The organism is Burkholderia cepacia complex sp. TUM26381 (assembly GCF_057439935.1).
Map to the genome: position 1 here is coordinate 1,127,681 of NZ_CM172007.1, position 13,863 is coordinate 1,141,543.

The window sequence follows — 13,863 nt, forward strand, 5'->3', positions numbered from 1 at the left end:
GCGCCGGGGTGCGACGCCCGGCCGCGAGACAAGCGGTCGGCCCCATCGATTTTCAATTCAACACAAGACGCTACCGATGGATATCAGTTTCGATCCGAACCGCACCGCGAACGCCTCGGCGTGGCGCGTGCTGCCCAACCGCTGGGATGCCGTCGCGTTTCCGCTGATCATCTGCCTGCTTGCAATGGCGATCGTCGGCTTTCACCAGACGATGGCGCCGATCGGCGTGCTGCAGACGCAGAAGATCTCGCTCGATCCGTCGAACCTGCCCGAATACGCGTTGCGCACCACGCTGCGGATGCTCGCCGCGATGGTCGCGTCGCTCGCGTTCACGCTCGTCTACGGCACGCTCGCGGCCAAGAGCCGCCGCGCGGGCATGGTGCTGATCCCGATCCTCGACATCCTGCAGTCGGTGCCGGTGCTCGGCTACATCTCGTTTACCGTCACGTTCTTTCTCGCGCTGTTCCCGGGCCGCGTGCTCGGTGCGGAGCTGGCGGCGATCTTCGCGATCTTCACGAGCCAGGCGTGGAACATGACGTTCAGCTTCTACCAGTCGCTGCGCACGGTGCCGCGCGACCTGAGCGAAGTGTCGCGTGGCTTTCACCTGACGCCGTGGCAGCGCTTCTGGAAGCTCGAAGTGCCGTTTTCGATGCCGGGCCTGATCTGGAACATGATGATGTCGATGTCGGGCGGCTGGTTCTTCGTCGTCGCGTCGGAGGCGATCACCGTCGGCAACCAGACCATCACGCTGCCGGGCATCGGCGCGTATCTCGCGCAGGCGATCTCGGACAAGAACCTCGGCGCGGTCGGCTGGGTGATCGTCGCGATGTCGGTCGTGATCCTGGCGTACGACCAGTTCCTGTTCCGCCCGCTCGTCGCATGGGCCGACAAGTTCCGGATGGAAAACACCGCGTCGGGCGATGCGCCGCAATCCTGGCTGCTCGACATGATGCGCCGCACGCACCTGATTCATCAGCTGCTCGTGCCGGCGGGCTGGCTGCTGTCGCAGGCCGCGCGGATTCCGCTGCGCCTGCCGGCGCTGAAGGGCACGCGCTCGCGCGGCGCGACGTCACGCCGTTCGTCGCGCGTCGGCGACATCGTGTGGGGCGCATTCGTGATCCTGCTGACGGTGTACGTCGTGTGGCGCGTCGTCAGCTTCGTCGCGACCGGCGTGACGATGGGCGAGGTCGGCCACGTGCTCGTGCTCGGGCTCATCACGCTGCTGCGCGTGCTGGTGCTGATCGCGATCGCGTCCGTGATCTGGGTGCCGCTCGGCGTGCTGATCGGGTTGCGTCCGAAGCTGGCCGAGAAGGTCCAGCCGCTCGCGCAGTTCCTCGCCGCGTTCCCCGCGAACCTGCTGTTCCCGGTGTTCGTGATCGTGATCGTCCACTTCCACCTGAACGCCGACATCTGGCTGTCGCCGCTGATCGTGCTCGGCACGCAGTGGTACATCCTGTTCAACGTGATCGCGGGTGCGATGTCCTATCCGAACGACTACAAGGAAGCCACGAAGAATTTCCGGATTCGCGGCTGGCAGTGGTGGCGGCAGGCGATCCTGCCCGGCATCTTCCCGTACTACGTGACGGGCGCCATTACCGCATCGGGCGGCGCGTGGAACGCGAGCATCGTGTCCGAGTTCGTGCAGTGGGGCGACACGAAGGTCGTCGCGCACGGCCTCGGCGCGTACATCGCCCAGACGACCGCCGCCGGCGATTTCCCGAAGATCATCCTGGGCATCGCCGTGATGTCCCTGTTCGTCACCCTGTTCAACCGTCTGCTGTGGCGTCCGATGTACGCCTATGCGGAATCCCGGCTCCGGCTCGATTGAGAGTAAGCGCGATGCAAAATTCGACCGTTATCAACGCCCCCGTCAAGACGTCCCAGCCGCTGCAGCCGCCGCGCCTCGGCGAAGAAATCCTGCGCGTCGAGCACGTGAACCGCGGCTTCAACAAGTCGCAGGGCGAACTGCTCGTGCTCGACGACGCGAACCTGTCGCTGCGCGAGGGCGAAATCGTCGGGCTGCTCGGCCGTTCCGGCTCGGGCAAGTCGACGCTGCTGCGAATCATCGCCGGGCTGATCGAACCGACCGGCGGCGAAGTGACCTACCTCGGCAAGCCGCTGAACGGCCCGGCCGACGGCGTCGCGATGGTGTTCCAGACCTTCGCGCTGTTCCCGTGGCTCACGGTGCTGCAGAACGTGGAAGCCGGCCTCGAAGCGCTCGGCGTCGGCGCACGCGAGCGGCGCGAACGCGCGCTGGCCGCGATCGACCTGATCGGTCTCGATGGCTTCGAGAACGCGTACCCGCGCGAGCTGTCGGGCGGCATGCGCCAGCGCGTGGGCTTTGCGCGTGCGCTCGTCGTCGATCCGACGATCCTGCTGATGGACGAGCCGTTCTCGGCGCTCGACGTGCTGACGGCCGAGACGCTGCGTACCGACCTGCTCGATCTGTGGACGCAGGGCCGCATGCCGATCAAGTCGGTGCTGATTGTCACGCACAACATCGAGGAAGCCGTGTTCATGTGCGACCGGATCCTCGTGCTGTCGTCGAACCCGGGCCGCGTGATCGCCGAGATCAAGGTGCCGTTCAAGCATCCGCGCAACCGGCTCGACACCGATTTCCGCAAGCTCGTCGACGACATCTACGCGAAGATGACGGCCCGCCAGACCAACGAGGCGACGAAGAAGGGGCTCGAACTCGGCAGCTGGATGCCGCGCGTGTCGACCAACCTGATGGCGGGCCTGATCGAGACGCTCGCGATGGCGCCGTACCACGGCCGCGCGGACATGCCGGAAATCGCGCGCACGCTGCATCTGGAGGTCGACGACCTGTTCCCGATCGCCGAAGTGCTGCAGTACCTCGGCTTCGCGGACGTGCGCGAAGGCGACGTGTTCCTGACGCCGCCGGCCCGCGTGTTCGCGGAATTCGGCACGCAGGAGCGCAAGCTGATGTTCGCCGATCATCTGCTGAAGCACGTGCCGCTCGCTGCGCGGATCCGGAAGGTGCTCAACGAGCGCCCGGGCCACCGCGCGCCGCGCGTGCGCTTCGAGCAGGAGCTGGAGGATTTCCTGTCGGACGAAGCGGCCGAGGAAACGCTCGACGCGGTGATCGACTGGGGCCGTTACGGCGAAGTCTTCTCGTACAACGACAAGACGGAAGTGTTCAGTCTCGAGGATGTCGAGAGCTGACGCCTGCGCCTGGATGGCGAGCGATCGTCATTCGGGCAAGTCCCGCTGATTCGTGTCCTGCTCGATCCCGCCCGTATTGAGCTGCTCGATCTTCTCCATCCGCTGCCGCGCGAGTTCCGGCAGCCGGTTCGTCACGCCGATCACCAGCGCTTCGGCAAGCGCCAGCGCCGGCACGTTGGTCTGCAGCATCGCGAACGGGCGCCCCTGGATCCGCAGCACGATTTCCGCAAACGCGCCGATCGGCGATCGCCATTCGTCGGTGATCAGCAGGATCCGCGTGCCGAGCCGGTGCGCGGCCTGCGCGAAGCGGATGCTGTCCTTCTGGTAGCGGCGAAAGTCGAAGATCACCAGCACGTCGCCGCGCCCCATGTCGGCCAGTGCGACCGACGCGAGATTCACGTTCGGCTCGACGGAGTGGACATGCGGCCGCGCATAGGCCAGCGTGAAAGAAAACAGCGACGCGAGCGGCGCGGTGTAGCGTCCGCCGCCGCAGAAGACGCGTACGTCCGGATCGGCCAGCAGCGCCACCGCCGCGTCGAACGCGGCCGCGTCGAGCCCTTCGATCGTGGTCGCGAGCGACTCGGACAGCCGCTGGAAAATCGCCGCATGGCTGTCGCGCATGCCCGTTTCCGAGTGGAACGCATCCATCCGCGCGAGCGGCGAATTCATCGCCGTGTCGATCTCGTCGTGCAGCGCCTGCTGGAACGACGAGTAGTTCGGAAAACCGATCCGGACGACGAAGCGGAACACGGTCGGGTCGCTGACTTCCGCCTGCTTCGCAAACTGCGCGATGGGCCCCAGCCCGAGACTGGGATAGCGATCCAGCAACGCCTGCGCAACCTTCTGTTCCGACGGCGTGAAGCTATCCATCTGGGATAACAGCAACGCCCTGATGCTCGTCCCCATCGGGCACTCCAGCTCTCTTATCTGTATGACAAACGGCAGACCCAGGTCTGCCGGCGACTCCACGCATGTTAGCCGATCGACGGGCGGCGGGCCGCGTACGTCCCGATATTAGAGGGCCGCATCGCACGGCCAATCGGCTCACTCATGAATGTAATGAAACAAACATTCGAGCAGAACCGTTTTTACGTGCATTCGTTTTATATTCAGTAATAACCCTAGGTTTTGATGCAAAAAAGCGAGTGTTATGATCGCGGCCTCGTCGAGATGTATTGTTTATTACATTTCGGATTGGCGGCGCCGCCATGCCGTCGTGCAGCGGCGCATCCCGGCACGGCCCGGTTTATTTGTCTGGAGGATTCCGTCATGAGGCGGCTCGTAGTACTCACCCTGTTGTCGGCCATGAGCGCGTGCGCGTTCGCCGCATCGGACCCGGCGGTCGAGGCGAAGAACGGCATGGTCGTGTCGTCGCAGCACTTCGCGTCGCAGATCGGCGTCGACATCCTGAAGGAAGGCGGCAACGCAGTGGACGCGGCGGTGGCGGTCGGCTATGCGCAGGCCGTGACCAATTCGTGCTGCGGCAACATCGGCGGCGGCGGGTTCATGACCCTCCACCTGGCCGACGGCCGCGACCGCTTCATCAATTTCCGCGAGACTGCGCCGGCCGCGGCTTCCGCGAACATGTACCTCGACGCGGCAGGCAACGTCATCCCGGACCAGAGCCTGTACGGTTATCGCGCGGTCGGCGTGCCGGGCACGGTGGCCGGCCTCGATCTCGCGCAACGCAAGTACGGGAAGCTGACCCGCAAGCAGGTGATGGCGCCGGCGATCCGGCTCGCGCGCGACGGCTTCGTGCTGACGCGCGGCGATACGGACATCCTCGACACCACGGTCGAACGCTTCAAGAAGGATCCGGAAGCCGCGCGCATCTTCCTGCGCCCGGACGGCACGGCGTTGCAGCCGGGCGATCGCCTGGTGCAGAAGGACCTGGCGCGCACGCTCGAGCGCATCGCGGAGCAGGGGCCCGACGCGTTCTATCACGGCGAGATCCCGAAGATCGTCGAAGCAGCGGCCAAGCGCGGCGGCGGCGTGATCACGGCGGCCGATTTCGCGTCCTACCGCGCGCAGGACATGGCGCCGCTGACGTGCACGTATCGCGGCTACGAGTTCGTGTCGGCGCCGCCGCCGAGCTCGGGCGGCGTGACGATGTGCGAGACGCTGAACATCCTCGAAGGGTATGACCTGCGCAAGCTCGGCTACCACTCGGCCGCTTCGGTTCACTACATGACCGAAGCGATGCGTCACGCGTATGAAGACCGCAACACGCTGCTGGGCGATCCGAACTTCATCGACAACCCGGTCGCGAAGCTGACGAGCAAGGAATACGCGGCGCAGATCCGCAAGAGCATCCATGCCGATACGGCGACGCCGTCGGTCGACGTGCAGCCCGGTGTCGGCGTGCACGAGAAACCGGAAACGACGCATTACTCGATCATCGACCACGACGGCAACGCGGTGTCGACGACCTATACGGTCAACGGCCGCTTCGGCGCCGTGGTCATCGCGCCGGGCACGGGCTTCTTCCTGAACGACGAGATGGACGACTTCACCGTGAAGGTCGGCGCGCAGAACATGTTCGGCCTCGTGCAGGGCACGCGCAACTCGATCGCGCCGGGCAAGCGTCCGCTGTCGTCGATGGCACCGACCATCGTGAAGAAGGACGGCAAGGTGTTCATGGTGGTCGGTTCGCCGGGCGGCTCGCGCATCATCACGATCACGCTGCAGACCGTGCTGAACGTGATCGACTACGGGATGACGCCGCAGGACGCGGTCGCCGCGCCGCGCATCCATCACCAGTGGCTGCCTGACGAGGTCTATTACGAAACCTACGGCCTGTCGCCCGACACGCTCGCGATCCTGCGCAACATGGGCTACAAGATGGTCGAGCAGACGCCGTGGGGCGCCGCCGAGCTGATCATGGTCGGCCTGCCGGGCACCGAAGCGGCGAGCCGCCAGAGTTCCGGCAACGATTCGTCGGTGTCCGGCAACGTGCGTGCCGGCTTCATCTACGGCTACAACGACCCGCGCCGTCCGGCCGGCTCGGCGATCGGCTACTGACCGGATCGTTTCATGCCGAACCGCTGCTGCCGGCGTTCGCCTTCCCGCGAATGCCGCTGCGGCGGCAGCGCGTCCGTTCGCGGACATCCGCAAGCCTGACCGGCTTGCCACGCGCGTGCCGCGGCACGGCACGGGGCGCGCGTCTCTCACCCGTCAACCCCTTCACCGTGCGGCGAATCCCGTTATGAACAAACGAATGTCTGCGGCAGGCTGGATCCTGCTCGCGATGGCGGCCGGCATCCTCATCGGCTACCTGATCTTCACGCAGTTCCCGGACAAGCAGTCGGCCGCGGAAATCGCCGGCTACATCTCGCTCGTGTCCGACGTGTTCCTGCGGCTGATCAAGATGGTGATCGGCCCGCTGGTGTTCTCGACACTCGTCGTCGGCATTGCGCACATGGGTGATGCGTCGTCGGTCGGGCGCGTGTTCGTGAAGGCGCTCGGCTGGTTCGTCACCGCATCGCTGATCTCGCTGCTGCTCGGGCTGCTGATGGCGAATGTGCTGCGACCGGGCGAGAATCTCGGCCTGCCGTTGCCGGACATCGGCGCGTCCGCGCATCTCGCGACATCCAAGTTCACGCTGAAGGATTTCGTCGGCCACATGGTGCCGAAATCGTTCGCCGAGGCGATGACGAACAACGAGATCCTGCAGATCGTCGTGTTCTCGATGTTCTTCGGCGTCGCGCTGTCGGCGCTCGGCGAGCGCGGCAAGATCCTCGTGGCCGCGATCGACCAGCTCGCGCACGTGATGCTGAAGATCACCGGTTACGTGATGAAGCTCGCACCGCTCGCGGTGATGGCTGCGATGGCGTCGACCGTCGCGATCAACGGGTTGTCGATCCTGCTGAAGTTCGCGGTGTTCATGGGCGACTTCTACGTGAGCCTCGTGCTGCTGTGGGCCACGCTCGTCGCCGCCGGGCTGCTGTTCCTCGGCCGCCGCGTGTTCAAGCTGCTGGTGCTGATCAAGGAAGCGTTCATGCTGTCGTTCGCGACCGCGAGCTCGGAAGCCGCGTACCCGAAGATCCTCGATGCACTCGACCGTTTCGGCGTGCGCCGCAAGATTTCGAGCTTCGTGATGCCGATGGGTTATTCGTTCAACCTCGACGGCTCGATGATGTACTGCACGTTCGCGTCGCTGTTCATCGCGCAGGCCTACAACATCCACCTGTCGCTCGGCACGCAGGTCACGATGCTGCTGATCCTGATGCTGACGTCGAAGGGGATGGCCGGCGTGCCGCGCGCATCGCTCGTCGTGATCGCCGCGACGCTGCACCAGTTCAACATCCCGGAGGCCGGGCTGCTGCTGATCCTCGGTGTCGACACGTTCCTCGACATGGGCCGCTCGGCCACGAACGCGGTCGGCAATTCGATTGCCAGCGCGGTGGTCGCGAAGTGGGAAGGCGAGCTGATGTCGGAGTCCGAAGCGCAGGCGCATGCCGCGCATCTCGACGCCGAACTCGAACGGCAGAACAGCGATCCGGCCTATGGCGCCGGTCAGGCAACGTCGACCTGACGTCAGGCCGCCAGGGCCTCGTCGATGCACGCCGCGAGCACCATCGCGGCGGCGTTGCCCGGTGTCGAGCCGAGCAGCTGCGGCGCATAGACGCTGTCGCCGGCCTCGATCGATCGCCCCGACAGCGCGCACACGCCGCGTTTGCGCGTCGTGAACAGCCGCCACTTCTGGTAGCCGTAATGCCCGGTGCACGCGTCGCGCCACGAAATCATCACGGTGTCGGCCGTGGGCCGCTCGAGCACGCTGATGGTCGGCTTGCTCGTCGGGTCCCACGACGGCAGCCGGTCGCGGGTGATGGTGCGCCGCCGCGGGAGGCCCCACGAGACGGACGGCATGTCGAAACTGCCGATCGCGGCGACGGTCATGAGCCAGGGCGCTGCAGGGTTGTTCATGTTTCTTTTCCTCGAAACGTAACGCGGTGCCGCCACGCGCGGCATCACGACAGGCGGATGCGCGGCTGCACCCAGCCGTTGATCCGCTCGGCGATCCACAGCAGGGTCGCCTTGGAAAAACCGTGCAGCGCCTGCTGGTGCCGCCGGTAGAGCATCAGGTGGCTGAACTGCGCGAAACGCCCCTGGATGAAGCCGCCGCGGAAGAACCCGAACTGCCCGAGCGTGCCGAACGCGTCGTAATCGCTGATCGACACGAGCGCGCCGAAATCGTGGAACGCGAACGGCGGGATCGGCGTGCCGTCGAGCCACGCGGGCAGGTGCTTCGCGAGATGCTCGGCCTGCTGCGTCGCGACCTGCGCGGTGGGCGGCAACGGCCGTTCCTGGCCGTCGGGCAGCAGGCTCGCGCAATCGCCGATCGCGAATATGTGTTCGTCGCCCGTTGCCTGCAGCGTGGGCCCGACGACGACCTGGTTCGCGCGGTTCGTGTCGAGCCCGCCAAGCGCCTGCATGAAATCGGGCGCCTTCACGCCGGCCGCCCAGACCATCAGGTCCGCTGCGGCGAACGAACCGTCGCCATAGTGGAAGCCGTTCGCATCGGCCGACGTCACGCGCGTCGACGTCAGCACGTGAAAACCGATCTGTTCGAGCCGCCGCTGCGCGGATGCCGAAATTCTTGGCGGAAACGCGGCGAGGATGCGCGGGCCGCTTTCGAGCAGCGTGAGCTGCAGCCGCTCGCGCACCGTCTCGTCGCCATAGGCCTGCGCGACTTCCAGCAGGCGGCTCAGCTCCGCCGCAAGCTCCACGCCCGTCGCGCCCGCACCGACGATTGCGACGCGGAACGGTTCGTCGCGCGCGATGCTGCGGAACACGCGCATCCGCAACGCTTCGTTGAAGGTCTCGGCTTGCTGCTGGCTGTCGATGAAGTAGCAGTGCTCCCGCACGCCCGGCACGCCGAAATCGTTGGCCTGGCTGCCGAGCGCGAGGATCAGCACGTCGTATTCGAGTTCACGCGCGTCGATCACCACGTCGCCGGCCTGCGAGCGGATCTCGCCGAGCTGCACGCGGCGGCGCGCGCGATCGAGCCCCTTCAGTTCGCCCGGCTGGTACGTGTAGCCGTGGTCGCGGGCATGGGCGAGGAAGATCACCTGCTGCTGCTGGACGTCGCGCGTACCGGCCGCGATCGTGTGCAGCATCGGCTTCCAGATATGGGTCGGACTGCGGTCGACGATGGTGACCTGCGCACGCCCGGACCGGCCGAGACGCTCGCCCAGGCGGGTCGCGAGCTGCAACCCGGCGATCCCGCCGCCGACGATGACGATGCGTGTAGGGGTAGTCATGGATAAATCATCACGTGATGAATAAGGTATGATCGTAGCGCTTCCCGGCTCCGCGTGTCAACGGAGTAGGGCAGGCCATCCAATTCCGGGGAAATGAAACCGGGGCCCGAACACGGGCAATCGAACCATTCAAGGGGAGCAGGAAAACGTGGCTGAAGTCACTGAGCGCGTGCCGTCGAAGCGGCGTACGCGCGGGCGGCCGCTGGCGGAGGCGTCCGTCGGTCCGGACGTGATATTGCGGGCCGCGCGCCGAACCTTTGCGAAGCGTGGCTACGATGCGACGAGCGTGCGCGAAGTCGCGCGCGAACTGGGCATCGACGCGGCGTTGATCGCCCATCATTTCGGTACGAAGGAAACGTTGTGGCTGGCTGTCGTCGAGCAGATCGTCGAGCTGGCCGAACCGTTGTTCGATGCGCTGCGTGCACTGCGCACGTCATCGCTGCCGCATCGCGACCGCGTGCGGCGCGCGCTCGAGCTGTGCGTCGATCACGAGTTTGCGGAGCCGGACATCGGCATGTTCTTCTCGACGGCGGCGACCGAGGAGGGCGGCCGGCTCGACCGGCTGCAGGAGCGGATCGTGCGCCCGTATCACGATGCGATGTTTCCGCTGCTGGCGGACGCGGTCGAGGCCGGCGCGATCCGCCCGGTCGATCCGAACGTGCTGTTCTTCATGATCGCGAGCGCGGTCGGCACGACGGTGTCGTACAGCCACACGATGCTGGAGTTCACGTCGCTGCCGACGCGGCCGGATGCATTCCGGGAAGCCGTGCTCGCCGTCGCGTTCAACCTCATCGGCGACTGAGCGCCGCGCGCGCGATGCGCGCGGTCACGTCGCCGCAACCAGCCCCAGTTCGCGCACCGCGTTTCGCGCGGTCTCGCGCAGCGCATCGACGAGCGGCGACGGCGTGCGATACGCGATCGCCAGCTCGTACGCAAGCGGGCTGCCCGCATCCTTCAGTTCGCAGAACGTAATGCCTTGCGGCTGCATCGGCACGAACAGGCGCGGCATCAGCGCGACGCCGATGCCGCCTGCGACGAGCCCGGCCGTCGTTTGCATCTGGCGCGGCTGCTGCACCACCCGCGGCGCGAACCCGGCCTGTGCGCAGGCCGTCGCGATCAGCGCATGCATGCCGGGTCCGTGGTGCGCGGCAAACATGACCCACGGCTCGTCCGCCAGCTCGGCGAGCGCGATGCGCTTGCGGCGCGCGAGCCGGTGGCCGGCGGGCAGCGCGGCCACCATCCGGTCGCGCAGCAGCGGCTCGACGCGCACGTCGCCGGCATCGGCCACCGGCAGGACGACGAGGCCGACGTCCGTGCGGTCCTGACGCAGCGCGAGCACCTGTTCGGCGGTCGTGCCTTCTTCCAGCTGGAAATCGACGCCCGGATGCCGTTCCTGGAAGGCGCGCAGGATCAGCGGCAGCAGCGCGTTGACCGTACTGTCGACGAAGCGCAGCCGCAGCGTGCCGCCGAGACCGGCGCCCGCGCGGCGGGCCACCGCCACCGCGCGTTCGGCCTGTTCGAGTGCGCGCCGCGCTTCGAGCAGGAACGCTTCGCCGGCCGGCGTGAGCCGCGAGCCGCGGTTGTCGCGTTCGAGCAGCGCGACGCCCAGTGCGTCTTCGAGCTTGCGGATCGCGGCGCTCAACGGCGGCTGTGCCATGTGCAGCCGCTCGGCCGCACGCCGGAAGCTGAGCGTCTCGGCAACGGCGATGAATTGCCTGAACTGGCGCAGATCGATCATGCGATACCTTCCATGTATCAGTGGATCACTGAATTCGTATTTTACCTATCACCCGGCGCTGCCCAGAATGTCCTTGTCATCCATCGTCGATAGTCAGGAGGGCAGGTCATGACGGGCAGCGAACAGCAACGTACGGCGATCGTCACGGGCGGGTCGGGCGGGATCGGCTTCGCGATCGCGAGCAGGCTGGTGCAGGACGGGTATCGGGTCGCGATCGTCGGGCGCGACGTGGCGCGGCTGGAGGCGGCCGTCGCGCGGCTCGGCCGTGCGGCAATCGGGCAGGCCGGTGATTTGAGCGTGAGGCGCGACGCGCAAGCGGCGGTGGCCGCCATCGTCGCGCGCTGGCCGCGCATCGACGTGCTCGTCAACAACGCGGGGCTGACCGGCCGCGTCGGCGCGGATACGGAGGCGGGCGAAGCAGAGGTCGTGTGGGACGCGGTGCTCGACGCGAACCTGAAAAGCCTGTTCCTGACGACGATGGCCGTCCTGCCGCACCTGGCCGACCACGCCGCGCGGATCGTCAACATCGGTTCGATCGCGGCGCGCGCGGGCAGCCTGTTGCCGGGCGGCCTCGCGTATGCGGCCGCGAAGGCCGGCGTCGAAGGGTTCACCGCTGCGCTCGCGCGCGAGCTCGGGCCGCGCGGCGCGACGGTCAATACGGTCGCGCCCGGCTATATCGCCGATACGCGTTTCTTCGGCGACGGTGGCGTTGCACCGGCCATCGCGGCGGCGATCCGCGAGCAGACGCCGGTTGGCCGCGCCGGGCAGCCGGACGACATCGCCGATGCGGTCGCGTGGCTCGCCGGGCCGCGCGCGTCGTTCGTCACGGGCGCGACGATCGCGGCGAACGGTGGCTGGCGCGTCGGGTAACGGACACCGCGCGAGCGGCGGGCGCGGGTGCGTCCGTCATTCGGGATCCGCCGGCGGTTTGTCGCCGAGCCAGCGCCGCGCGCCGGGCCCGTTGCGGCCCGCGCGGTCTTCCGGATTGGTCAGCTTGCAGCGCTTCAGCGACAGGCAGCCGCAGCCGATGCATTCGTCGAGGTTGATGTAGAGCCGCTGCAGTTCCTCGATCCGGTTCGCGACGCGCTGCTTCCAGCCGCGCGACAGCCGCTGCCAGTCCTTGTTGCTCGGCGCGGTGTCCTCGGGGAGGCTGACGAGCTGTTCGGCGATTTCGTCGAGCGAATAGCCGATCTTCTGCGCGAACACGATGAACGCGATCAGCCGCAGCACCGCACGCGAATAGTGACGATGGCTCGAGCCGTTCCGGTGGGACTTGATGAGCCCGCGCGTCTCGTAGAACCGCAGCGTCGACGCCGGCACGCCGCTGCGCGCGGCCACTTCGCGGATCGACATCAGCGGCCATTTCGGTTCTTCCGGGGTACCCATGACGTTCTCCGGGGAAAGCTTGACTTGAAGTTAACTTCAACTTTTATGCTACGCGGCAGTTTAACCCGTCGCGAGGCATCATGCTCTCCTTATCCCTACGCAGGACGTCGCCTTTGGGCGCCGCCTGCGCACTGTTGCTGGCGTTGTCGGGCTGTCACGACGGCAAAGACACGTCGTCGGCCCATCCCCTTCCCGAAGTCGGTGTCGCGACTGTCGCGCCGCGCACGGTCCGCCTCGCGGACGCGTTCAACGGGCGTGTCGAAGCGGTCGACGCGGTCGAATTGCGGCCGCGCGTCAGCGGCTATCTGCAGCGTGTCGCCTACAAGGAGGGGGATCTCGTCGCGCAGGGCGCGCTGCTGTTCGAGATCGACCCGCGTCCATACCGGATCGCGCTCGACCGCGCCAACGCGCAGCAGCAGCGCGCCCGCGCGGCCGCGAGCCTTGCCCAGGTGCAGCTCAAGCGCGTGCAGACGCTGATCGATGCGCATGCGACGTCGCAGGAGGAACTCGACAATGCGCGCGCGACCGCCGAACAGGCGCGTGCGGATCTGCAGGCGGCCGATGCGGCCGTCGCCGATGCGAAGCTCAATCTCGGCTTCACCGAAGTGCGCGCGCCGATCGCGGGCCGCGTCGGCCGCGCGGTCGCGACCGTCGGCAACCTCGCGCGCGCGGACGACACGCTGCTGACGACCGTCGTGTCGCAGGATCCGGTCTACGTGTACTTCGACTGCGACGAACAGAGCTACCTGCGCTACAACGCGCGCCGTGCCGATCCGAAGCATCGCGCGATCGGCGCCGATCCGGTGCGTGTGGGCCTCGCGAACGAAACGGGCTTCCCGCATGCGGGCACCGTCGATTTCCTCGACAACCGGCTCGACCCGCAAACCGGCACGATCCGCGCGCGCGTGCGGTTGCCCAATGCGGACCATACGTTCACGCCGGGCCTGTATGCACGTGTGCAACTCGTCAGCGGCCGCGACCAGGATGCGCTGCTCGTCGACGACAAGGCCGTGCTCACCGACCAGGACCGCAAGTACGTGTACGTGATCGGCCCCGGCGACAAGGCGCTGCGCCGCGACGTGACGATCGGCCGCGAGCTGGAGGGCGAGCGGATCGTCGAGAAGGGGCTGCAGGCGGGCGATCGCGTGGTCGTCGACGGCGTGCAGCGGATCTACTATCCGGGTGCGCAGGTGAAGCCGAAGGCGCTGCCCGCGCGCGCCGATGCGGGCGGCGGCAACGGCACGCAGGCCGTGGCCGATGCCGGCGCGCCTGCCGCGCAATGACGGGAGA

Annotated in this window: 12 protein-coding genes; 7 read left to right on the forward strand and 5 right to left on the reverse strand. The window is 67.0% G+C overall.

The window, feature by feature from the left end:
- The first annotated feature begins 76 nt into the window (after positions 1-76).
- A complete protein-coding gene (locus tag ACWMMN_RS21885; RefSeq protein WP_059239926.1) occupies positions 77-1,828 on the forward strand; it encodes an ABC transporter permease in 1,752 nt (583 codons plus the stop codon).
- An 11-nt stretch (positions 1,829-1,839) separates the two neighbouring features.
- Positions 1,840-3,186, forward strand: coding sequence for an ABC transporter ATP-binding protein (locus ACWMMN_RS21890; RefSeq protein WP_059239928.1), 1,347 nt, complete (start codon positions 1,840-1,842; stop codon positions 3,184-3,186).
- A 27-nt stretch (positions 3,187-3,213) separates the two neighbouring features.
- Here the strand turns inward: ACWMMN_RS21890 and ACWMMN_RS21895 are convergent, their stop codons facing one another.
- Positions 3,214-4,092, reverse strand: coding sequence for a MurR/RpiR family transcriptional regulator (locus tag ACWMMN_RS21895; protein WP_174991329.1), 879 nt, complete (start codon positions 4,090-4,092; stop codon positions 3,214-3,216).
- 363 nt (positions 4,093-4,455) lie between these two features.
- On the opposite strand from ACWMMN_RS21895, the gene ggt reads away from it, so the two are divergent.
- Positions 4,456-6,207, forward strand: a complete 1,752-nt coding sequence (gene ggt, locus ACWMMN_RS21900; RefSeq protein WP_059239943.1) for a gamma-glutamyltransferase — start codon at positions 4,456-4,458, stop codon at positions 6,205-6,207.
- A 184-nt stretch (positions 6,208-6,391) separates the two neighbouring features.
- Positions 6,392-7,720 (forward strand): dicarboxylate/amino acid:cation symporter, encoded by a 1,329-nt coding sequence (locus ACWMMN_RS21905; RefSeq protein ID WP_059239945.1) that lies wholly within the window; start codon positions 6,392-6,394, stop codon positions 7,718-7,720.
- Positions 7,721-7,722: 2 nt separating this feature from the next.
- Here ACWMMN_RS21905 and ACWMMN_RS21910 read toward each other — a convergent pair whose 3' ends face one another.
- Together ACWMMN_RS21910 and ACWMMN_RS21915 are read right to left on the reverse strand one after the other, a co-directional pair.
- Positions 7,723-8,112, reverse strand: coding sequence for a DUF3331 domain-containing protein (locus ACWMMN_RS21910; RefSeq protein ID WP_059239947.1), 390 nt, complete (start codon positions 8,110-8,112; stop codon positions 7,723-7,725).
- Positions 8,113-8,156: 44 nt separating this feature from the next.
- A complete protein-coding gene (locus ACWMMN_RS21915; RefSeq protein ID WP_059239949.1) occupies positions 8,157-9,449 on the reverse strand; it encodes an NAD(P)/FAD-dependent oxidoreductase in 1,293 nt (430 codons plus the stop codon).
- A 148-nt stretch (positions 9,450-9,597) separates the two neighbouring features.
- On the opposite strand from ACWMMN_RS21915, the gene ACWMMN_RS21920 reads away from it, so the two are divergent.
- Positions 9,598-10,251 carry a TetR/AcrR family transcriptional regulator gene (locus ACWMMN_RS21920; RefSeq protein ID WP_486423943.1) on the forward strand — a complete coding sequence of 218 codons (654 nt, stop codon included), beginning with the start codon at positions 9,598-9,600 and terminating at the stop codon, positions 10,249-10,251.
- A 24-nt stretch (positions 10,252-10,275) separates the two neighbouring features.
- Here ACWMMN_RS21920 and ACWMMN_RS21925 read toward each other — a convergent pair whose 3' ends face one another.
- Positions 10,276-11,187: a LysR family transcriptional regulator gene (locus ACWMMN_RS21925; protein ID WP_174991326.1), complete on the reverse strand. Its 912-nt coding sequence runs from the start codon at positions 11,185-11,187 to the stop codon at positions 10,276-10,278.
- Positions 11,188-11,295: 108 nt separating this feature from the next.
- On the opposite strand from ACWMMN_RS21925, the gene ACWMMN_RS21930 reads away from it, so the two are divergent.
- Positions 11,296-12,057 (forward strand): SDR family NAD(P)-dependent oxidoreductase, encoded by a 762-nt coding sequence (locus tag ACWMMN_RS21930; RefSeq protein ID WP_256086161.1) that lies wholly within the window; start codon positions 11,296-11,298, stop codon positions 12,055-12,057.
- 36 nt (positions 12,058-12,093) lie between these two features.
- On the opposite strand, the gene soxR is transcribed toward ACWMMN_RS21930, so the two are convergent.
- Entirely contained in the window at positions 12,094-12,573 is a 480-nt protein-coding gene (soxR, locus tag ACWMMN_RS21935) for a redox-sensitive transcriptional activator SoxR (RefSeq protein WP_059239957.1), read from the reverse strand.
- A gap of 80 nt (positions 12,574-12,653) precedes the next feature.
- Between soxR and ACWMMN_RS21940 the strand changes: the two genes are divergently transcribed.
- The gene (locus ACWMMN_RS21940; RefSeq protein WP_059239959.1) at positions 12,654-13,856 is read left to right on the forward strand and encodes an efflux RND transporter periplasmic adaptor subunit; all 1,203 of its coding nucleotides are present in this window, start codon (positions 12,654-12,656) and stop codon (positions 13,854-13,856) included.
- Positions 13,857-13,863 lie beyond the last annotated feature (7 nt).

Excerpts from the sequence above, each read along its gene's own strand:
- ACWMMN_RS21925 (WP_174991326.1), bottom strand. The coding sequence starts at position 11,187 with ATGATCGATCTGCGCCAGTTCAGGCAATTCATCGCCGTTGCCGAGACG.
- ACWMMN_RS21890 (WP_059239928.1), top strand. The coding sequence starts at position 1,840 with ATGCAAAATTCGACCGTTATCAACGCCCCCGTCAAGACGTCCCAGCCG.
- ACWMMN_RS21940 (WP_059239959.1), top strand. The coding sequence starts at position 12,654 with ATGCTCTCCTTATCCCTACGCAGGACGTCGCCTTTGGGCGCCGCCTGC.
- ACWMMN_RS21895 (WP_174991329.1), bottom strand. The coding sequence starts at position 4,092 with ATGGGGACGAGCATCAGGGCGTTGCTGTTATCCCAGATGGATAGCTTC.
- ACWMMN_RS21905 (WP_059239945.1), top strand. The coding sequence starts at position 6,392 with ATGAACAAACGAATGTCTGCGGCAGGCTGGATCCTGCTCGCGATGGCG.
- ACWMMN_RS21930 (WP_256086161.1), top strand. The coding sequence starts at position 11,296 with ATGACGGGCAGCGAACAGCAACGTACGGCGATCGTCACGGGCGGGTCG.
- ACWMMN_RS21915 (WP_059239949.1), bottom strand. The coding sequence starts at position 9,449 with ATGACTACCCCTACACGCATCGTCATCGTCGGCGGCGGGATCGCCGGG.
- ACWMMN_RS21910 (WP_059239947.1), bottom strand. The coding sequence starts at position 8,112 with ATGAACAACCCTGCAGCGCCCTGGCTCATGACCGTCGCCGCGATCGGC.
- ACWMMN_RS21885 (WP_059239926.1), top strand. The coding sequence starts at position 77 with ATGGATATCAGTTTCGATCCGAACCGCACCGCGAACGCCTCGGCGTGG.
- ggt (WP_059239943.1), top strand. The coding sequence starts at position 4,456 with ATGAGGCGGCTCGTAGTACTCACCCTGTTGTCGGCCATGAGCGCGTGC.
- soxR (WP_059239957.1), bottom strand. The coding sequence starts at position 12,573 with ATGGGTACCCCGGAAGAACCGAAATGGCCGCTGATGTCGATCCGCGAA.